This window comes from Pseudoalteromonas sp. C8 (genome assembly GCF_011378685.1).
Lineage (GTDB): Bacteria > Pseudomonadota > Gammaproteobacteria > Enterobacterales > Alteromonadaceae > Pseudoalteromonas > Pseudoalteromonas arctica.
Genome location: NZ_WTKT01000017.1, coordinates 34,005 through 54,903, shown reverse-complemented (window position 1 = coordinate 54,903; position 20,899 = coordinate 34,005). Strand labels below are relative to the sequence as shown.

At 37.4% G+C, this 20,899-nt stretch carries 15 protein-coding genes; 7 read left to right on the top strand and 8 right to left on the bottom strand.

Annotation, left to right across the window (positions count from 1 at the left end):
- Window positions 1–44: 44 nt before the first annotated feature.
- Window positions 45–854, bottom strand: coding sequence for a pyruvate, water dikinase regulatory protein (locus GQR39_RS15505; RefSeq protein ID WP_007583184.1), 810 nt, complete (start codon window positions 852–854; stop codon window positions 45–47).
- 157 nt (window positions 855–1,011) lie between these two features.
- On the opposite strand from GQR39_RS15505, the gene ppsA reads away from it, so the two are divergent.
- Complete coding sequence (ppsA, locus tag GQR39_RS15500) at window positions 1,012–3,387, top strand: phosphoenolpyruvate synthase (protein ID WP_165727947.1); 2,376 nt, start codon at window positions 1,012–1,014, stop codon at window positions 3,385–3,387.
- A gap of 690 nt (window positions 3,388–4,077) precedes the next feature.
- On the top strand, window positions 4,078–7,125 hold the full coding sequence (locus GQR39_RS15495; RefSeq protein WP_165736077.1) for an FAD-binding and (Fe-S)-binding domain-containing protein: 3,048 nt from the start codon (window positions 4,078–4,080) through the stop codon (window positions 7,123–7,125).
- A 186-nt stretch (window positions 7,126–7,311) separates the two neighbouring features.
- Here the strand turns inward: GQR39_RS15495 and GQR39_RS15490 are convergent, their stop codons facing one another.
- Window positions 7,312–8,505, bottom strand: a complete 1,194-nt coding sequence (locus tag GQR39_RS15490) for a cation:proton antiporter (protein ID WP_165736076.1) — start codon at window positions 8,503–8,505, stop codon at window positions 7,312–7,314.
- Window positions 8,505–9,716 carry a tyrosine-type recombinase/integrase gene (locus GQR39_RS15485; protein ID WP_007583195.1) on the bottom strand — a complete coding sequence of 404 codons (1,212 nt, stop codon included), beginning with the start codon at window positions 9,714–9,716 and terminating at the stop codon, window positions 8,505–8,507. The genes GQR39_RS15490 and GQR39_RS15485 overlap by 1 nt, the downstream gene beginning before the upstream one ends.
- A gap of 149 nt (window positions 9,717–9,865) precedes the next feature.
- Here GQR39_RS15485 and GQR39_RS15480 point away from each other — a divergent pair, with 149 nt between their 5' ends.
- Both GQR39_RS15480 and GQR39_RS15475 read left to right on the top strand, forming a co-directional pair.
- Window positions 9,866–10,441, top strand: coding sequence for a YSC84-related protein (locus GQR39_RS15480; RefSeq protein WP_165736075.1), 576 nt, complete (start codon window positions 9,866–9,868; stop codon window positions 10,439–10,441).
- Between the two features lie 636 nt (window positions 10,442–11,077).
- A complete protein-coding gene (locus GQR39_RS15475) occupies window positions 11,078–11,731 on the top strand; it encodes a hypothetical protein (protein WP_165736074.1) in 654 nt (217 codons plus the stop codon).
- A 247-nt stretch (window positions 11,732–11,978) separates the two neighbouring features.
- On the opposite strand, the gene GQR39_RS15470 is transcribed toward GQR39_RS15475, so the two are convergent.
- From GQR39_RS15470 to GQR39_RS15450, 5 genes are all read right to left on the bottom strand, one after another.
- The gene (locus GQR39_RS15470; RefSeq protein ID WP_165736073.1) at window positions 11,979–13,022 is read right to left on the bottom strand and encodes a patatin-like phospholipase family protein; all 1,044 of its coding nucleotides are present in this window, start codon (window positions 13,020–13,022) and stop codon (window positions 11,979–11,981) included.
- A gap of 138 nt (window positions 13,023–13,160) precedes the next feature.
- Entirely contained in the window at window positions 13,161–14,567 is a 1,407-nt protein-coding gene (locus GQR39_RS15465; RefSeq protein WP_076924661.1) for an alanine/glycine:cation symporter family protein, read from the bottom strand.
- Between the two features lie 419 nt (window positions 14,568–14,986).
- A complete protein-coding gene (locus GQR39_RS15460; protein ID WP_165736072.1) occupies window positions 14,987–16,000 on the bottom strand; it encodes a patatin family protein in 1,014 nt (337 codons plus the stop codon).
- A 282-nt stretch (window positions 16,001–16,282) separates the two neighbouring features.
- Window positions 16,283–17,272, bottom strand: a complete 990-nt coding sequence (locus tag GQR39_RS15455; protein ID WP_165736071.1) for an LLM class flavin-dependent oxidoreductase — start codon at window positions 17,270–17,272, stop codon at window positions 16,283–16,285.
- A gap of 141 nt (window positions 17,273–17,413) precedes the next feature.
- Window positions 17,414–18,157 (bottom strand): siderophore-interacting protein, encoded by a 744-nt coding sequence (locus tag GQR39_RS15450; protein WP_165736070.1) that lies wholly within the window; start codon window positions 18,155–18,157, stop codon window positions 17,414–17,416.
- A gap of 561 nt (window positions 18,158–18,718) precedes the next feature.
- Between GQR39_RS15450 and GQR39_RS15445 the strand changes: the two genes are divergently transcribed.
- The 3 genes from GQR39_RS15445 to GQR39_RS15435 all read left to right on the top strand — a co-directional run bounded on the left by GQR39_RS15445 (window position 18,719) and on the right by GQR39_RS15435 (window position 20,880).
- Window positions 18,719–19,138, top strand: coding sequence for a MarR family transcriptional regulator (locus tag GQR39_RS15445; protein WP_010552917.1), 420 nt, complete (start codon window positions 18,719–18,721; stop codon window positions 19,136–19,138).
- An 81-nt stretch (window positions 19,139–19,219) separates the two neighbouring features.
- Window positions 19,220–19,633 (top strand): S24 family peptidase, encoded by a 414-nt coding sequence (locus tag GQR39_RS15440; RefSeq protein ID WP_010552918.1) that lies wholly within the window; start codon window positions 19,220–19,222, stop codon window positions 19,631–19,633.
- Window positions 19,621–20,880, top strand: a complete 1,260-nt coding sequence (locus GQR39_RS15435; protein WP_165736069.1) for a Y-family DNA polymerase — start codon at window positions 19,621–19,623, stop codon at window positions 20,878–20,880. Before GQR39_RS15440 ends, GQR39_RS15435 begins: the two co-directional genes overlap by 13 nt.
- Window positions 20,881–20,899: the final 19 nt, after the last annotated feature.

Below are 20,899 nucleotides of genomic sequence, written 5' to 3'. Positions count from 1 at the left end.
AACCGCTTAATTGCGGTTTTTTTGTTTTTAATTTTATTAGTAAGTTAGTACTTACGTCGCTCTAAATCTGTTTCTATCAGTATTTTAGCAGATATTTCTTCAACAGAATGATGCGTAGAATTAAAATAAGCAATTTTATGACGCTTATACAACATTTCCACTTCGCGAACCTCAATACGACACTGTTTAATTGAAGCATACTTAGAGTTCGCCATACGTCGATGCCTAATAGCCGCAAGTCTCTCAGGGTCAATCGTAAGTCCAAATAACTTATGTTTATAAGGGACTAAACACTTAGGCAAACCTTCATTGTCTAAATCTTCTTCTGTAATAGGGTAGTTAGCCGCTTTAATGCCGTACTGCAGTGCTAAGTATAAGCTTGTGGGTGTTTTACCACTTCTACTAACGCCAATTAAAATGATGTCTGCTTCAGAAAAGTTTTTAATATTTCCGCCATCATCATTCATAAGAGCATAATTAACGGCATCAATTCTAAAGTCATAACTTTTTTCGTGGATAGAATGCGTACGATGCATTTTAGGAACTGGGGCTACATTCAGTTCTTTTTCTATTTTTTCGCTATATGTAGTTAAAAAGTCATACGTGACTGCATCAGCCGATTTTATAATTTCACTTAAATTGTGATTAACAAAAGTAAAAAAAACAAATGGCTTTTCGCCTGTTTTTGCAGCGGTTGCATTAATTAATGCTTTAATTTCGTGCGCTTTTTCTTCAGTTTCTACAAATGGAATTGTTTTATGATTAAAATCGATAGGAAACAACGACAAAGTCGCATGCCCAAACACCTCTGAAGTAATAGCGGTTCCATCTGATATATAAAAAGCAGTTCTCATAATTAACCTTTTTATTGCGTTTAAATCCCTAAAATGGGTTTCTCACGGTTTACGTGAGGACTATTGCCAGTGTAGAATGATGATGACCTTTATAAAAGGTTTTCTTTCTTAACTCTCACAGTTAGACCTACAATTTGTTTTTTTTGGAGAAAGATCCGTGCAAGAATACGTTCTCTGGTATCAAGAGCTTGGTATGCAAGATGTTCCTCGAGTTGGCGGTAAAAACGCTTCACTTGGCGAAATGATTTCAAACCTAGCAAACGCTGGTGTACAAGTACCGGGTGGTTTCGCAACTACCGCAGATGCTTTTAATGAGTTTTTAGATCAATCAGGACTCACAGCAAAGATTCACAACATCCTAGATACACTTGATGTTGATGATGTAAATACACTCGCTAAAGTCGGTGCCGACATCCGCCAATGGATAATCGACACACCATTCCAACCAAACCTAGATCAAGCCATTCGCGACGCATATAGCCAACTCCATGGCGATACTGCAGCAGATGTATCATTCGCAGTACGTTCATCAGCTACCGCTGAAGATATGCCAGATGCATCATTCGCAGGCCAGCAAGAAACTTTCCTTAACGTTGTTGGTATCGATTCAGTCATGGTCGCTATTAAACACGTATTTGCTTCATTATTTAACGACCGTGCAATCTCATATCGAGTTCACCAAGGTTACGATCACCGTGGTGTGGCGTTATCGGCTGGTATTCAGCGCATGGTACGTTCAGATAAATCAGCATCTGGCGTAATGTTTAGCATTGATACAGAGTCTGGTTTTGAAGACGTTGTATTTATTACATCAAGCTACGGCTTAGGTGAAATGGTTGTACAGGGCGCAGTTAACCCTGATGAGTTTTATGTTCATAAACCAACACTCCTTAAAAATAAACCTTCAGTAGTACGTCGTAACATTGGTTCTAAAGCCATTCAAATGATTTACTCAGAAGATAAAGCACACGGTAAGCAAGTAGACATCGTTGATGTTGCCCCTGAGCTTTCAAATAAATTTTCGATTACAGATGAAGAAGTGCAAGAACTTGCCAAGCAAGCTGTAATCATCGAAAAACATTACGGTCGTCCTATGGACATCGAATGGGCAAAAGACGGTAACGACGGCAAACTATATATAGTTCAAGCACGTCCAGAAACTGTACGCTCAAACGAAGACTCTAACGTAATGGAACGCTTTCAATTAAATGGTACAAGCAACGTTGTTGTTGAAGGCCGTGCAATTGGTCATAAAATTGGTAGCGGTGTTGTTCGTGTTCTTGATTCAATCAAAGAAATGGATCAGGTACAAGTAGGCGATATTTTAGTTACCGATATGACCGACCCTGATTGGGAACCAATCATGAAACGTGCAGCAGCGATTGTTACAAATCGTGGTGGACGTACGTGTCACGCGGCAATCATTGCACGCGAACTTGGTATTCCGGCAGTGGTAGGCTGTGGCAACGCAACTGATTTAATTAAAGCGGGCCAAGAAGTAACAGTATCGTGCGCCGAAGGCGATACCGGCTTTATTTACGAAGGTATTTTAGATTTTGAAATACTAACGTCACGCGTTGATAAAATGCCAGAACTACCAATGAAAGTTATGATGAACGTAGGTAACCCCGATCGTGCATTTGACTTTGCACGCTTACCGCATGCAGGTGTTGGCCTTGCGCGAGTTGAATTTATTATCAACCGTATGATTGGCGTTCATCCTAAAGCGTTATTAAATTTTGATGCTCAAACAGATGCATTAAAAGCAGAAATTACTGACATGATTGCCGGTTACGAATCACCAGTAGAGTTTTACATAACAAAACTGGTTGAAGGTATTTCTACTCTAGGGTGTGCATTTGCACCAGAGCGTGTAATTGTTCGTATGTCTGATTTTAAATCAAACGAATACGCAAACCTAGTTGGCGGTCAGCAATACGAGCCAGAAGAAGAAAACCCAATGATTGGCTTTCGTGGTGCCGCACGTTATATCTCTGAAGACTTCCGCGATTGTTTTGCACTAGAATGTGAAGCTATAAAACGTGTAAGAAACGACATGGATATGGCTAACATAGAAATCATGATCCCATTCGTACGTACCCTTGAAGAAGGCAAACGCGTAATTGAATTACTAGAAGAGCATGGCCTTAAACGCGGCGAAAATGGTCTTAAAGTAATCATGATGTGTGAGCTACCTTCAAATGCATTACTTGCTGATGAATTTCTAGAAATGTTTGATGGTTTTTCTATCGGCTCTAACGATTTAACACAATTAACGCTTGGTCTTGACCGTGATTCTGGTTTAATCGCACATTTATTTGATGAGCGTGACCCTGCAATTAAAAAGCTACTTTCTATGGCAATTAAAACAGCTAAAGCAAAAGGAAAGTACGTAGGTATTTGTGGCCAAGGTCCTTCAGATCATGAAGACTTTGCTGCATGGTTAGTAGAGCAGGGTATTGACTCTGTTTCACTAAATCCAGATACAGTAATAGAAACATGGTTATACCTAGCTAAAAAATTAGCAAAGTAATAAATAGGTAAGCTATAAAAATGCCAGCAATGTATTGCTGGCATTTTTTTATATTCAATTAAAAGTGAATTACCGGGCTAATTTTTTATCTAAATAGGCACATGATTTAGTTAACGCCTTTTGACAAAATGATAAGTAATGTCGCGCTTTAGGATAGTAAAACGAAAAGCATAATAAACCCGCCATAAAAAATATAAGTGAAGGCTAAGGGCGTGTTGAGCTTTGTGGATTGAAATTTGTTCAATCTAAGGGCGATTTAATCGCGGCGCGAGGTTTGTAACCTAGTGGGCTAAGTAAAAACCGAGCAACAAAGAGTTAATCGTCCCTAGAAAGAACCCATTGGGCAGCGCATGTTTGGTATTTATGCTGCGTTATCGCCTATTTATGGGGAGTAACCACACTACATAGGCTCTGCCTTGCCTAAAAACCAAACATACTGCTGCAAATTCAACAACCAAAGGTCAACACGCCCTAGCTACAACCGCAAAAAATAATCCTAGCAAAATAAATAACACGCCACTGATCTGTAATAGTAATTTTTTCATATAACACACCTCATTACTTGTTAGTATGAGTATAATTTAAGCTGCATTAAAATCGACTAAAAGAGTGTTACAAACTGTAAAATCTTCAATTTCTATTCGCCATCACCATGATATAATTAGTCAAATGCCCTAAAATATCGCCGTCATGATAGCAACAATTACACAGCAAGATGCCGCGACAGAACTTGTCGCAAACTACCTAAATACCATTGCAAACCAAGGTTTTACCGGAGATACCGACGCAAGTTATGCAACGCGTATTACCGCTTCAACCGATAACAGTGTGTATCAGCAAATACCGCGAGGTGTTATTTTTCCAAAAAGTGAAAAAGATATTCAGCTCGCATTGCAAACAGCATCTCGCGACCCGTTTTTATCATTAACTTTTGGTCCTCGTGGCGGTGGAACAGGCACTAACGGACAATCGTTAACACCTGGTATTGTTGTAGATTTGTCTCGCTATATGCGCGAAATCCTCGAAATAAATGTAGAAGAAGGCTGGGTACGCGTTCAAACCGGCGTAATAAAAGATCAACTTAATGACTTTTTAAAACCTTATGGTTTTTTCTTCTCACCTGATTTATCTACCAGTAACAGGGCAACTATTGGTGGCATGATAAGTACTGACGCATCGGGGCAAGGCTCGTTAGTTTACGGTAAAACGAGCGATCATGTTTTAGGGCTAACAACTTATTTAGTTGATGGCACACCTATGTGTACCTCCCCAATAGACATCGACAAAGCACAAATTATAGCTAATCAAGACTCATTAATTGGCAGTTTATATAAAACAGTTTTAGATATTTCAATTAATGAACGCGCTGCTATTTTAGCTAAGTTTCCACGGTTAAATCGTTTTTTAACCGGCTATGACCTAGAGCATGTGCTAAGTGATGACTTACTTACCTTTGACATGAGCCGACTAATAACGGGTTCAGAAGGCTCATTAGGTATAGTAACTGAAGCAAAATTAAACCTAACGCCTATTGCTGAATTTAAAACGCTTATTAATATTAAGTATGATAGTTTTGACTCAGCACTTCGTCATTCACCATTTTTAGTCGATGCACGTGCAACATCGGTAGAAACCGTTGATAGTAAAGTTTTAAACTTGGCGCGTGAAGATATCATTTGGAATTTAGTATCGGACTTAATAACCGACGTACCAAATAAAGATATGCAAGGCCTTAACATGGTCGAGTTTAATGCAGTATCAAACGATGAAATAAAAGACAAAGTAGACACGCTTTGTAAGCTTCTAGAGCAATGCGTAGCAAATCAAACTAATGGCGTTATTGGTTATCAGTTAACCAGTGATAAAAGCGATATACTAAAAATTTACGCAATGCGTAAAAAGTCAGTGGGTTTATTAGGTAATGTAAAAGGCAGCCAAAAACCTCTCGCCTTTGCAGAAGACACCGCTGTACCGCCTGAAAATTTAGCAGATTATATTGTCGAATTTAGAGCATTACTCGACAGTCATAATTTACAGTATGGTATGTTTGGCCATGTTGATGCGGGCGTTTTACACGTACGCCCAGCACTTGATATGTGTGACCCAGAACAAGAAAAACTACTTAGAACTATTTCAGATCAGGTCGTAAAACTAACCGCTAAGTACGGCGGTTTAATGTGGGGCGAGCACGGTAAAGGTTACCGTAGTGAATATAGCCCTGAGTTTTTTGGTGAGCATTTATATACGCAACTTCGTAAAATAAAAACAGCTTTCGATCCTAACAACCGTATTAACCCCGGTAAAATATGCACTCCTATCGATAGTGAAGACTCACTAGTTAGTGTAGATGGACAAAAGAGATCGCACTTCGATAAGCAAATATCAATAGAAGTTAAAACCAGTTTTAACAATGCAATGACCTGTAATGGTAATGGCATATGCTTTAATTACGATGAAAATTCACCTATGTGTCCATCGTATAAAGTAACTGGCGATCGCCGTAATTCACCAAAAGGACGCGCAAGTTTAATGCGCGAATGGCTTCGTCTACAAGAGTCAAAAAATGTAGATTTGCTCGAAGTAGAAAAACAGCTTAACAAAGGTGAAGTCATTACCTGGTGGGAACGTTTTGTTCATAGCCGCGAAAAACGAAAAGGTATTTACGACTTTTCTCACGAAGTAAAAGCGTCAATGGATGAATGTTTAGCATGTAAGGCATGTACAACAGCATGCCCAATTAAAGTAGATGTACCCACTTTTCGTTCGCGCTTTTTAAATTATTATCATAGTTATTATGCACGCCCGCTAAAAGATTACCTTGTTGGTAACATAGAAAATAGCGCGCCATTAATGGCAAAGTTCGCTAAAGTTATAAATCCAATTGTTAAAACATCATTAGTTAGTAATGTTATTAAAAAAACGGTTGGCTATGTTGATACACCACAGTTAAGTATTCCTGCACTTTCAAAGCGTGTTACTAAAATACAAAAATTCGATTTTGATTTACTAAATAAATTAAATGCAGAGCAACAAAGTGAATATGTATTAATAGTACAAGACCCATTTACGAGCTTTTACGAAGCCGAATTAGTAGAAAGTTTTATTACTTTAATAACCCAACTTGGCAAAAAACCAATGCTATTACCTTTTAAACCAAATGGTAAACCGCAACACGTAAAAGGTTTTTTGCATGAATTTAAAGTTACAGCTAAAAATGCAGCCGAGTTTTTAAATAAATTAAATGATATTAATGCACCGTTAGTCGGTTTAGATGCGTCACTCGTTATGTGTTATCGCGATGAATATAATACAATTTTAGAAAATAACCGTGGCGAATTTAATGTGCAGCTTGCTCATGAATGGCTAGAAACACAATCGTTTAAATCACTAAGCGCAAAGCAAAATACAGATACCGAATTTACATTACTGAGTCATTGTACTGAAACAACTGCGCTGCCAAAAGCAGCAAATGTATGGCAAACAATTTTCAATGATATTGGTTTAACATTAAAAACAACAAATACAGGTTGTTGTGGAATGGCGGGAACTTATGGCCACGAAGCACAAAATCAAGATAACTCACGTGCGCTTTACGAAATGAGCTGGAAACCAATTGTAGATAAAAATAAACCTGAGCAACTTTTATCTACGGGATTTTCTTGTCGTAGCCAAGTTAAACGTTTTGAACAATTTAAACCAAAACACCCAATTGAATTACTAGCACAGGTTCTTAAATAACTTTATAAAATAAGAGTACTTAAATAAGATCACTTATATAAGAGGTACTTAAATAGTTTTATCTAAATACCAATTTAGTGAATTATTCATTAAATACAAAAAGGCGCAACGATTAACTTCATCAGTGATGAAAATAACCGTTACGCCTTTTTTAATACGTATTCTTAATTTACCTAGTTTAAATAATTATTTTTTAACAAAACTATCGGCAATAGGTTTAGTGCTAATACCATGTATAAATACACTAAACAAAATAGTCGTCATTGCTATTGTCGCTATTTGATATTTGTTTTCTATTTGCGTATCAATCACCATCAATGTAAAAACAATTGATGCTAATCCTCTTGGTCCAAACCACGCAAATGTAAAACGCTCTTTAATACTCAATGCCGTAAACTGCAGAGACAGCATAACTGGAATTATTCTAATCAATGTTGTACTTAACAAAGCGTAAATTATAATTTCAGTATTTAATTTAGGAATAACTAAGTAAGCACAAACAAACCCGAACAAGCACCAAATCATTAACGATGTGAAATCTGCGATATGCTCTGAGTCTTCAATTAATTCTGTTCTAACTTCTTCGGTCGAAAATTTATCAAATAATAAGCCTGCAATAAACACCGCAATAAATCCACTGCCATGAAAATATTGAGTCACAGAAAACACAGCCATAGCAAAACCGAGTAATAAAAACGGACTGGTATTTTGTGCAAAGTAATGACGTTTCATTGCAAAGTTTAAACTCGGTATAAAAACAACAATACTTGTAATAGCTATTAATAAAGCCAAGCCAAGCTCTCGGCCAAACACACTTAATGTTTGTGTTGCAGTAATAGCTGAATCAGGATTTTTAGCGAGTAATATAAATATTAAAAATATAGGTACGCATAATCCATCGTTCAAACCACTTTCAGTATTTATTCCTTCGCGTATTTTTTCAGGCACTTGTGTACTTGCTAGTAACCCTTTACTTAAAGCTGCATCGGTAGGTGTTAAAATAATAGCGAGCAACGCTGCTTGAATAAGTGAAAGCTCAGCAAAGAAAAATAAAGCAACAGCAATACCAAGTAACAAAGTTAAGGGTAGGGCAACAAACAACAGTAAACTAGGATACTGAAAACTATGCCTTAATACACTCAACTTTGATTTAGCTGCATCAGAAAATAAAAAAATACTTAGCGTAAGCTCTATAAATGGTAATAAAAGATCAACGCCTTCTTTTATTTTATCCCCTTCGTTGGGTAGCATTGAAGCTAAACATATTCCGCCAACAACAAAAAACATTGGGCCTGTTACTTCTGTTTTTTCTAACTGGCGAAGTGTTAAAGAATAAATTAAAAATAATCCGCCTATGAATGCTATTACTAAATACTCCATTAAATTTTCCTTTTAAGTCCTGACTTTGCTCGCTCTTTAATATTTGTTTGAATATAAATTTGATCGGTAGTCGCAATTTTAGAATGACCTAAATCTTCTGATAAATGTTTGAGCGGTCTAGTTTGCGCATCATGTGTGGCACCAGTATGACGAAGCCAATGCGCAGTTGCAGCGCCAAGTTGTTCAGCATCATCTTTAAAACCATCATCGAGTAATGATTGCTGTGCATAATCAAAACTTTGTTGAACTAAACGCCTAATTTGCCTTACGGTCATGCCACCTTGCCCGCGAATTTTATGAACCAAAGGATCTGATTCATCAACACGGGGAAGGGCAGGTAAACCTCTGTATAGTCTATAACGTTTTAAATATTCAACAAAATCATCGCTTAAGGTTACATCTCGTAATTTATTACCTTTTCCCATTATACGTAAAAACCAAAAACCATCATTATCTTGCCAAAAATGAGACATCACCGGCGACCATTGTGGGCGCTCAGATAATTCTGAAATTCGTAAATAAAGACCTTTTAAGCAGGCAAGCGTAAATAAGTTCCGCTCTAAATCAGGGTTATGTTCGCATAAATCACGCGTTACACCAAAAACGTATTCCCATTGAATATCGCTTAATGTGTCTGGAATTTGAATTTGTGATTGAACAACTAAGTACGGACTATTTTTTTTAACAACAGGGACAAAGTTAGCAAATGTTTTTTCTTCTAGTAAGGCAAACTTATAAAACACATTTAATGCTGTAAACATAGACGATAAAGTTTGCTGACTAGCAATGGATTCTTTAAGCATAAAAGGGCGCCAATTTTGGTTTAATCGACGAATTCCTTGTTCATCTTTATAACGCCATTGCACTGAAGTTGCAGCCCATGCTTTATCGGGTTCGACCATAAAATCAACGTAAGCTTCAATATCTTCACGTTTTAAATCGAATACTGATTTTTCTGCGATTAACCATGACCATAAATAAAAGCGTTCAAGCTCATTTCGAAAACGACTATAAGTGGCTTCTGATTTTCGGCCATAAACATATAAAAACTGATACAAGAATGTCAGATCGGCTTTTGATTCAGTTACAGTCAAGCCAATTTCCTGTATAAAGGATGCAAGTTCTGGGTATTCTGAATTGAGAGTACCGTCATCTAGATGGGCAATTTGATATCTTAATTGTTTTAACGTATCAACCAAAGCAACAAGCATAATGTATAAATATTCAATTAAATAATAGACTTACAGAATAACGTTAAAGTCCGATACTGTCTAGTATTGGACATAGTAAAGCTCTAATTATTTTAATACCGTGATTATTCTATGGTTGTTGGTTGCTATATCTTATTAAGGAAAACATTATGAAAAAACTAATTATACTAAGCGTACTTGCTTTAACTGTTGCTTTAACTGTTGCGTTAACTGGGTGTGCTACTACAGGTAGTGCATCGCCAAGCGAAAAACGTTCACTTGTACAAAGTATGAAAGCAAACACATTAGATAAATTATACGCTGAAAAACCTGATGTTAAAAAACAAATTGCTAACTCTGCTGGTTATGCTGTATTCGATAACGCAAATGTAAATGTAGTGCTTGCTAGCTTTGGCGGTGGTTACGGTGTTGTTAGAAATAATCTCACAGGTAAATCGACTTACATGAATATGGGCGAAGCCGGTTTAGGACTTGGTTTAGGCGTTAAAGATTTTAACGTTGTAATGGTTTTTCATAACCAAGCTGCACTAAATAGATTTATTGAACATGGTTGGGCATTTGGCGGAAACGCTGATGCAGCAGCAAAATATGAAGATAAAGGCGGTGCACTAGTTGCCGAAGCGATTGCAGATCAAGTTACTGTATATTCTGTAACCGAAAATGGCCTTGCACTACAAGCTGTATTAAAGGGAACTAAGTTTTGGGTTGATTCAGAGCTTAATTAACCACCAAATTACTCTCCTAAAAGCGAGCTGGTTTGTATAATCACGCTCGCTTTATTAAAACCCAACCAATTTAACATAACGTAATTTATGGGTTATTATAATTGAAAGCGTTCTATGGTTGTGTATTCACGTTATATAAGTCCCTACTAATTTTTCAGTATTTATACTACCTAATCAATCATAATTTGTATAAAAGTTACCATGTTTATAATTACTTACACTATTTGACTAACTATATACTAAAGCAACTAAAGAGCGAGGTTTGAGTGAAAGGTAAATCAGTAGCTATGTATTAGCATGTAAAGCTAGCGCACCCGAAGAAAAACTAGCAGCCATAATCTATCGAGTATATTAACCAGAAAAAGGTGCATGGTCAGACTGTAAAATTTCAATGGAAGATCATACAATGACTACTCCTTGGGGAAAGGTTAAACCCTCTGATGTTCAGCGAGAAAGTCTGAATCAATATATAAAATGCTCAAAAAAAATAATAATACTCAGGATTTGTATTTATCTGATCTGCAAGACCAGCTTTTACTTATCGTTGGTGAAATATCACAAAGGACGGGTTAATCTTTAAGTTAGAAATTTTTCCGCAAGTATTAATAATACTTAGTTATATAATCAGGGAAGTATATGAAAATTTCAAAATCAATTAGTAAAAAAATTTACGAATCTAAAGTTTATTTTAAAGATATCATTATATTTTTAGATTTAATCAGTTCTAAAGATGAACTTTTAAATGGGATTAAAGTTTTTTACATCTCTTTTTCATCAGGTGAAGATGTTCGATACACTTTTGATTCGATAGAAGATGTTTTAAATATCGATAATATAAAAGCATTAGAAAGCACTAGAATATCCTCCTTTGATTTATTTATAGACAACACTATAGTTTTACAATTAGACCCTAGTTTTATTGAGATAAACTATGAAATAAATTCTAGAATAGGTCATCTTATATCTGATATTGCTATAGAAACTTTAAAACTCAGAACCTCTTCAGTATTTGGATTTATAGAAAGAAAGCCATTTCATTTCATTATTTTTTCAACATTACTTTATACGCTCATAAATATATTTATATACCAAAAATTTCATTTTATATCTTTTGTCATATTCTTTTTTTCCATATCATTTATTAAATTTCTGACCGAGATCATGTCGCGAGCTAAGATATTAATGAGTAATAACAATGATAGTTTTCTTATAAGAAAAGCTGATGATCTAAAAATAGCTGGAGCATTTTTATGCTTAGGTTATGTACTAGGTGCAATATTTAAATTCTAGCTTTTAAACTAAACAATATATCAGTAAAAACTATATCTTTATCAGAAAAGAGCTTCTACTCTTTTTTATGTACAACATACCTTAGTTGCAATCTACATGGGAAGGATCAATTTCAAGCATAATTACTGTCTTATAACGCCAAACTGTCATAACAAATAGTTCAATCAAGACGTTAATAATAAAGGGCTTTCCGCCCTATCAATTACTATATACCGTAATTGATAGGGTGTAGGTTGCAGTAAAAAAATTAGAAATATTTAGAATCAAATTTTTCCGTATCTAAATTTTTATCAAACGCCTCAGCTAATTTCTCAGTTTCACTAAAAACAGTATTCCAATATTTAATACGTGTATCGGCATCAAGATCGGTAAAATCATTTCTATCTGGAATTTTTCCGTAAGGTAAGCTTGCTACGAATTCTTTTGAGGGGGTGATCATCACTACGTTATCGTAATTAAGTGGTGATACTTTACGTTTTAAATTTTTATCGAACCACCCTGCTTTTGGCTCGCTATTAAAATGCGGATATAAAATAAGTCCTGGGTTATTAATTTTTAAATCAAAGTGGTAATCAATTATTCCGCCATCGCGATATATTCCTTGCGGCGAGCCTGCAATATTTTTTATGCCTTGCATAACAAGTGGTATTGAACCCGATGCAAGTAATGCATCTTTTAAATTATTTTGAGTAAGCGCTATGTTTTGCGTTTTAAAATTGTAGCTGTCGGTAATTGATAAGTCACTTGTTGCTGGGCCAAATATAAAGCGCTCATACTGTGAGCCTAATAATTTTCGGTTAACGCGGTTAAGCATGTAACTTTTTGATAAACCCATTAACTGTATTAATTTATTTTCGCTGGCAATAAAACCATTCGATTTCGCTACAATAAAGTGCGCTTTAAATACGGGGTTATTTATAATTTCGGCCACACCGTTATCGCCAAAAACATCTTCAAGTAATGCGCGCGCTTTTATTGTTATTTCATTTGGTGTTGGTTTATTACTTGAGTACCTAGTTTGCGAATACGATTTTGCTAATCGCTCAATGGCAGCAACAGGATCGTTTTGTGCAAAACACGCAGAGCGAAAAGCGCCGGCAGATGACCCAATTAAATTAAGTGGTTGGGTACGATTTTTAAAAAATTCACCAAAAATATATTTATCTAAGCCAAATAAAGTAAACCATTTAGGGCCGCCACTTGCACCTAAAAAAGAGGTGAAAAGTTCAGGCTTAAAGCCCTGTTCGTTAATAATTTTAGCCGCTGTTTTCCCTGCGTGAATCTCGATCATCTAAAAAATTGTGCCTTTAATTTTAGTTTCTTCAGTTATTTTTATAACACTGAGAGTGAATATTTATGCAAAATAAAAAGCAGCTTTATGTTCCCATAAAGCCGCTTTTTATAGTTAAGTATGCTTAAAATACGTGAATTAGTCCCAAATACCGTCTTCGCATTTGCCCTGTACTTTTACATCTTTTACTTTAAATTCGGGCTCTAGACCTTTGTCTCTTTGTGCGTGGTAATCACTCGTGACAGACAAAATAGTCGGCGTTAACAGTATAATAGCGATAACGTTAACCACTGTCATTAACCCTAAGGCAATATCGGCTAAATCCCAGACTTCTTTTAAGGTGGCCGACGCGCCCCACAACATCATTGATAAATAAAGCAAAGTGTAAATGCCGCGCCCTACTTTGTTGTCGAGCTTAAATAAATGCAAGTTACTCTCTGCATAGGCGTAGTTTGCCACCACCGATGTAAAAGCAAATAAGGTTATAGCGGCTGCTACAAAGTAAACACCACCTTGTGCTAAATGAGCGGTCATCGCGCTTTGTGTTAAACGAATGCCTTCCATTTCGCCGCTTATGTCTATATCGGCCAATAAAATGATCACAGCGGTACAGCTACACAGTACTATTGTATCGAAAAATACGCCTAGCATTTGTATGTAACCTTGCGTTACTGGGTGATTAGGAATTGGGCTGGCACTTGCTGAAGCATGCGGAACACTACCTGCACCGGCCTCATTAGAATATAAACCACGTTGAATACCGTTTTTAATGGCTGCGCCCATTGCACCCGCTCCGGCTTCTTGTAAACCAAACGCCGATAAAAATATATCTTTAAGCATGGCGGGTACTTGCGTGAAATTTATAATAGTAATAATTACCGCAGCAAGTACAAACACAATGCCCATTATTGGCACAACACGCTCTGCAAATCGGGCAATTGCCTTAAAGCCACCGAGTATAATTGAGCCTGCTAGTACGGTAATAACCAGACCTGAATAAAATGTAGGAACTTCAAACGCGTAATTAAGTGCGTCGGTAATTGTGTTCGTTTGCATTGCGCTAAACGTAAAGCCGTAACCTAAAAATAAACATGCGGCAAACACAATTGCGAATGCTCGGCTACCCAAACCTTGTTGAATATAATACGCAGGGCCACCTCTAAACTCGCCGCCACTATCGCGCACTTTATATACTTGCCCAAGTACGCTTTCGGCAAAGCCTGTAGCCATACCCAATATGGCGATTACCCACATCCAAAATATAGCGCCGCTGCCGCCAAGTGAAATTGCCACTGCCACACCGGCTAAATTACCGGTACCTACCCGTGCACAAAGCCCTGTACACAACGCTTGGAATGACGAAATGTCGTCTTTTTTACATTTGCTGCTGCCTTTTAAAAGGCTAAACATATGTTTAAATTTAAGTATTTGAATTGCTTTTAGTCGTACCGAAAACCATATACCTGTAAACAAAAGTATATAAATAAGTACCTGACCTTCTCCCCATAAAAGGTTGTTTACACTTTTGACGACGGTATCGAACATTACTAATCCCTTTTTATTTTATACTTTTACTTTATGTTAGCACCGACTTTAAACTCTGCATGTAGCGCTACTCAACTTTAAAACTCCGGCAGCTAATTATGCATTAAACATAATAATGTTTAAGTTTGGCTTTACCCGATAGTGAAGTGTGTATTGGTGTTTAATAATCTGTAAGTAAGCACATTCAACACTGAATTTTATTTCTATAAATATGAATAATAAATCACACCTACACTTTATATTGATTAGTTAAAAAATCAATAATATCTTTTTAAGATTCAGTATTTTATTTTGCGCATAGGTGCGGGATGCAATATTTTTTATTTTGATGCAGTAAGGTTTATATGAGGCGTAATGAGGATTAAGAATGGCAAAAAAATAGCGCATAAAGTTATGCGCTTTTTTGTAATTATATTTAATTAGTTATAGCTGTATTGTGTAGGTGCACTGTAATGGTTGTTGCTGTTAATCTGTAAATTTTGCATTGCTAAGTATGAGCGACCGGCATCTAAGCCTAATTTATGATCAAAACGTAAATCGTTATTTGAACTACCTAATAATTTGCTATGCAGTTTTTCGTCTGCAAAAATTTGTATTATTTCCACATCACTTGGTGGGTTTGCAATAAACTCAAGCTCATCTAAATACGCTTTCTCGTGCTGTATCAAGTAGTCCAATGTTTTTGGACAATAGCCTGATGCTATAGCAAATGATCTTAGCTTTTGTACCCATGCAGATTGCGCCTGAAAATTAGCGTCAACCGTTCTTATTACAACAATTTTACGAGCCCCTCGGTTGTAAGCTTCACGCACTGGTAATGGAGCGGCTAAACCGCCGTCTAGGTAAAAATCGCTCTGTGCTTGCTCTTCAGCAAGGTGTATTTCGTTAGCTGCTTTTGCGTTTAACCAAGGTGTTAACTTTACACCTTGTTTGTATAAAAACGGGAGTGCGCTAGAAGCCTTTAACAAATCACGCCATTGGCCACTCTCACCTGTTGGCGATAAGTAATATGCTTTTCTGTCTCGTGCATTAGTGGCTGTTATAAGTAGCTCACGCGCGCCTAAACTCGTTTTAGCTGTTTTAAAATCTATGGCTCTTTTTACCTCAGTGGTTTTGTCAAAGTACCAATCTAAATCAACTATATGTTTACCCACTAATCCGCGACCAAGCTGAAAAAAGCGTTTGTTACGCGAAAGCCCTCTGATTAGGCGTTTTGCATAGCCTTTTTGACGCGCTAAGTAACTAGTTAGGTTTTGCGAACCTGCAGAGGTGCCAATGAATAAATCGAATGGGTCATATTCTTGCTCTAACCACGCATCAAGTACGCCAGCTGTGAAGATCCCTCGCTGCCCGCCACCTTCAGCAATCAGTGCAACTTTTGGTTGCGCTGTTTCGTTAACTGAATTAGCTGTTGCGCTATTTAGAGACTTCACGGTGAACCTACCTTTATTTAATGATGTTTGGTTTAATACATACATTATAAAAAATAAAAGTGATATCTTAAAATTGATTGTTTAAATCAGTTCGATTGAAAAAATAGAACGGTATGTAAAGCAAAATATATACTAAAAATAGCAATCAAATTTACTTTGAATATTTAAATAACAAATACAGACATCACTTAAAGTTAATAAAATGAGTTAAAAAAGTTTAACTTTTGATGATGTCTGTATGTTAACAAGCCCAGAGTGTACGCTTGCTTAACTAACTATATTTTAGTGTTTTATTTCCATTAAAATTTCGAGTGCACGGTGGCGTTTTTCACTATCGAATACATCATTGGTAAATATAAACTCATCAACTTCTAGCTGTTTCGCTATCATCTCTAACTTGTGTTTAATACTTACATGTCCGCCTACTACGCTTAGGCTTAAAAAGTTCTCTACATGAGCGCGCTCTTGTTCGCTCCATAAGCCGTCCATGCTTTCAACGGGTGGTTTTAGCCACAACTCGTTACCGCGTATGAGTTCGAGCACACGTTGCTTAGAAGTAGTCGACAGGTATTGCGCTTCATCGTCGGTGTCTGCTGCCACTAAAGGCAGTGCAAGCATAACGTATGGCTTATCAAGGTCGCTTGATGCTTTAAATTCGCGCTTATACAACGCTATTGCGTCGTGCACAAAACGTGGTGCAAAATGCCCTGCAAATACATACGGTAACCCTTTTTGTGCCGCTAGCTGCGCGCTAAATAAACTCGAGCCTAATAACCAAATAGGAACGTTTGTGTTCTCGCCTGGAATAGCACGTATAGGATGCGTGCCGTTATAAGGACCTAACAAGGTTTGCAACTCGCTTACTTCTTGAGGAAAGCGTTCAGCACGGCTCATATCGCTATTTAATGCGCGGCTTGTTACTTGGTCGCTGCCTGGTGCTCGCCCTAGTCCTAAATCTATTCGCCCTGGATATAAGCTCTCTAACGTACCAAATTGTTCAGCAACAACTAACGGGGAGTGGTTTGGCAGCATAATACCGCCCGATCCAACGCGTATCTTTTTAGTATTACCTGCAATGTGACCAACCAAAATTGAAGTAGCAGCACAAATTATACCTGGCATATTATGATGCTCAGCAAGCCAAAAACGGTTAAAGCCAAGTTCATCTGCACGTTGTGCGTACTTAGTACTTTTATGAAGAGTGTTAGTAACGCTGTCCCCTTTGATCATGGGGGCAAGTTCTAATAACGAAAAAGGAATGGAATTTAACAAAATAGCAGCTCCTAAAAATGCATGCTAATAATGGATTACATCATTAGCATAAAACACTTAAATGGGTCTGCTATTAGCTCAATTCAAGTTACGCAGAGGTATTAAAGCAAAATAGGTATATGTTATTTTGCTCTAAGGTATTCAGGCAAGCTGTGCATCACGTTGGCGCTGCTTTTTATAGCCTTCTGAGTCTACGCCTTTTTTCCAATAACCTGAGGAAACAATATTACTGCGCGGTATATTAAATTGCTCTGTTAGCAGTGTTTTTACCCTACGTACAAGCCCAGCTTCCAATGCCATAAATACAATGGGAGGCTCTGATGTAATGTGCAAATTTTGAAGCGCGCTCAGTAGCACTTCGTCAGCGTTGTCGGTAACAAGCCAATTAACATCGCGGCTTGTTTCTAAATCAATAATGTCTTTTTCGGTGGGTACATGTACAAAGGCATCAATTTTTGAAGTTAAAGGTAATTGCTGCGCATACCCTTTTATTGCATTTACCGATGTTAAATCGCCTAGTAATACATAATGCGAATGCTCATAATTATCTAGCTTTTTAGGGCCTGGTCCTGCAATACCTAGCTCGTCGCCTACTTTTGCAATTTTAGCCCAGTCAGTTGCAGGGCCTTGGTGCATATTTATAACAAAATCAAGCGTTAGCGCCCCTGTTTGTGCATCTACATGCCTTATTGTATATGACCGTATACAGGCTGTTTTTAAGTTAAAATCTACTTCACCATTTTTTGGGAACAGTACTTTTACATAGTTACCAATGTACTGTGAGGTTAAGTCTTTAAAATCATCAGAGCCTACAACAATACGCTGTAGGTGGGGTGTGATTTGCTGTGTACTTAATACGTTGGCTTTGCGAACTTGTTTACTCATGTATTACCTCGTTTTACAAAACTTAGACTTTAATACCACCTGCATAAATCTTTGATCAATTTAACGAATTAAATTGCACTATAACGTTGTTAAAAATTTTTATTTAGAACGACTAGGGTCTGTTGATATTTCAAGATTAAATTTGCAGCAGCCTGTTTGGTATTTAGGCAAGGCAGAGACTATGCAGTGTGGTTATTCCCCATAAATGGGCGATAACGTAGCATTAATGCCAAACAGGCGCTGCCCAAAGGGTTCTTCCTAGGGGCTACTTACTCTTTGTTGCTCGGTTTTTACTTAGCCCACTAGGTTACAAATCTCGCGCCGCGATTAAATAGCCCCTAGTTTGAACAAATTTTAATCCGCAAAGAACAACAGACCCTAGATACAAAAGTTTTTGCCTAGTTCTAGCGTAATTTTCTTAACGTTAAATAGACCCCATATATAAGCAGATTGGTATAATAATTGGCTGCTATAAAAAGCAGGTATTGCACAACGCCCCATTGGTTGATAAAATCAACTATAGTCAAATTAATTGACTTTGTCAACTATATTGAGAATTCTATGAATACACCTTTATCAAATACGCTGTTTGAACTAATGCAAAATTACCGTGTCACAATTCGTGAAGCAATTAACGCAGGCGAACTGGGTATTAATGCTATGCACGTACGCTGCATACATATTATCGCGAACGTAAATAACTGTACGGCTAACGATATTGTTACTAAAACACAGCGCGACAAAGCGCAAATAGCACGTTTAATTAAAGATCTTATTGGCTTAAATTTAATTAATAAACAGGCGAGTGAGCACGATAAACGCTGCTTTATTTTGTCGCTCACAGAGCAAGGTAAAGTTCTTTTTGATAAGTTATTAGCCTCAGAGAAAAAAATAAATAATCAAATGTGTAAAAACTTAAACCCTCAACAAATCAAAGACTTTTTAGATACCGCACAACAAATGATCAAAAACATGGATTGATCAGCCATACATTTCTTGGCATAACTTACACAAAACGCATATACTGTACACTTATACAGTATATGCGTTTTAGGTTGTGTTATGTTTGTCATTCCCATTTATATAGAAGCAGGCGTGTGTGGTTTTGAATCCCCCGCAGCGCAGTACACCGAGCTAGGTGTAACCCTTGATGAGCTTTTAATAAAGCATCCAGATGCCACGTTTATTGGTATTGCATCAGGTAACTCTATGCAAGAAGTCGGAATTTTTGAAGGGGATTTATTAGTTATCGACCGTGCAGAGCCTGCAGAAAATGGTGACGTTATTGTTGCGAACTTAAATGGTCTTTTTGTATGCAAGCTGCTTGATAAAACCAATGCACGGCTGCTTTCAGCTTCTTCTTTACATAAGCCTGTACAACTAACCTCTGCAGACGAATTTCAGCTAGAAGGCGTAGTAACGCTATCAATAAGAATGCACAGGCAAAGCCCAGAGTTACTAAAATGTATGCCTTAGTTGATGCTGTGTCATTTTATGCCAGTGCCGAAAAAGTATTCGACCCTGCTATTCGCTCCAAACCCGTGGTTGTACTTACTAATAACGATGGCTGTGTATGCGCTATTTGTCCTATTGCTCGGCGCTTAAATATTCCTAAATTTGGCCCGTACTTTAAAGTTAAGCATTTACTTGAGCAAAACAACGTTGTTATTCGCTCTAGCAATTACGAGCTTTATGCTGATTTAAGCGACAAGATGATGAATATTATTGGCCGCTTTTGCGATACACAACACATATACAGTATTGATGAATCGTTTTTGCACTTTAATGGCTACACATCATTAATTAAAGACTGGCATGAGTACGGCCATACAATAAGGCGCACAGTATGGCGCGAAACAAAGCTTCCTGTAGGTGTAGGTTTTGGCCCAACCCCTACTTTAGCAAAAGCCGCTAACCATGCAGCTAAAAAGCTCAGTGGTTTTAATGGTGTAGCAGTAATAAATAGCGAGCAAACTCGCCAAGCTATTTTACAAAGAATGAGCTGCGAAGATGTCTGGGGAATAGGCCGGCGACTAGCTAAAAAGCTTAAAATAATGAATATACACACCGCTTGGGATCTTGCTCAGCAAAACCCTAAAACAATGCGCCGTGCATTTAGTGTGGTTGTTGAACGTACAGTAAGCGAACTTAACGGGATAACATGTTTAAACTGGGATGATGTACGACAAGACAAGCGAGAGATTTATTCGACCCGTAGTTTTGGAGAGCGCATATGCGAGCCAACAGCCCTTAAAACAGCGCTAATTAACCATGTAACCACAGTAGCTAATAAACTAAGGGCGCAACGTTCGCTCACTCACCAGCTTTATATTTTTGCAGCCAGTGGCGCGCACGAAAACAGATATTATAAAAAGTCGTTTGTGTATAAGTTCCCCTCACCCACTAACGACACCTGTGTGATGGCTAATGCTGTATCTGAGGTATTTAATAATATTTACCAACCGGGGATCCGATTTTATAAGTGTGGTGTGGGCGCGGTAGAGCTAATATCAGAACAGTTTCAGCAAAATGACTTATTTAATAAGAGCCCTGATAATCCAAAGCTTATGCAATGCCTAGATACAATCAATAATCGATACGGAAAAGGGATACTCAGCCTTGCAAGCAGTAAATTAAATGACCGATGGCACATGAACCGTGATTTTTTATCGCCGCAGTACACTACGCGTTGGCGCGATATCCCTAAAATATACTGCGAATGATTTACTACTTACTAGATGC

Bases quoted from the DNA above. Each gene is read 5' to 3' on its own strand.
- GQR39_RS15505 (WP_007583184.1), bottom strand. From the start codon at position 854: ATGAGAACTGCTTTTTATATATCAGATGGAACCGCTATTACTTCAGAG.
- GQR39_RS15495 (WP_165736077.1), top strand. From the start codon at position 4,078: ATGATAGCAACAATTACACAGCAAGATGCCGCGACAGAACTTGTCGCA.
- GQR39_RS15490 (WP_165736076.1), bottom strand. From the start codon at position 8,505: ATGGAGTATTTAGTAATAGCATTCATAGGCGGATTATTTTTAATTTAT.
- GQR39_RS15485 (WP_007583195.1), bottom strand. From the start codon at position 9,716: ATGCTTGTTGCTTTGGTTGATACGTTAAAACAATTAAGATATCAAATT.
- GQR39_RS15480 (WP_165736075.1), top strand. From the start codon at position 9,866: ATGAAAAAACTAATTATACTAAGCGTACTTGCTTTAACTGTTGCTTTA.
- GQR39_RS15475 (WP_165736074.1), top strand. From the start codon at position 11,078: ATGAAAATTTCAAAATCAATTAGTAAAAAAATTTACGAATCTAAAGTT.
- GQR39_RS15470 (WP_165736073.1), bottom strand. From the start codon at position 13,022: ATGATCGAGATTCACGCAGGGAAAACAGCGGCTAAAATTATTAACGAA.
- GQR39_RS15465 (WP_076924661.1), bottom strand. From the start codon at position 14,567: ATGTTCGATACCGTCGTCAAAAGTGTAAACAACCTTTTATGGGGAGAA.
- GQR39_RS15450 (WP_165736070.1), bottom strand. From the start codon at position 18,157: ATGAGTAAACAAGTTCGCAAAGCCAACGTATTAAGTACACAGCAAATC.
- GQR39_RS15445 (WP_010552917.1), top strand. From the start codon at position 18,719: ATGAATACACCTTTATCAAATACGCTGTTTGAACTAATGCAAAATTAC.
- GQR39_RS15440 (WP_010552918.1), top strand. From the start codon at position 19,220: ATGTTTGTCATTCCCATTTATATAGAAGCAGGCGTGTGTGGTTTTGAA.
- GQR39_RS15435 (WP_165736069.1), top strand. From the start codon at position 19,621: ATGTATGCCTTAGTTGATGCTGTGTCATTTTATGCCAGTGCCGAAAAA.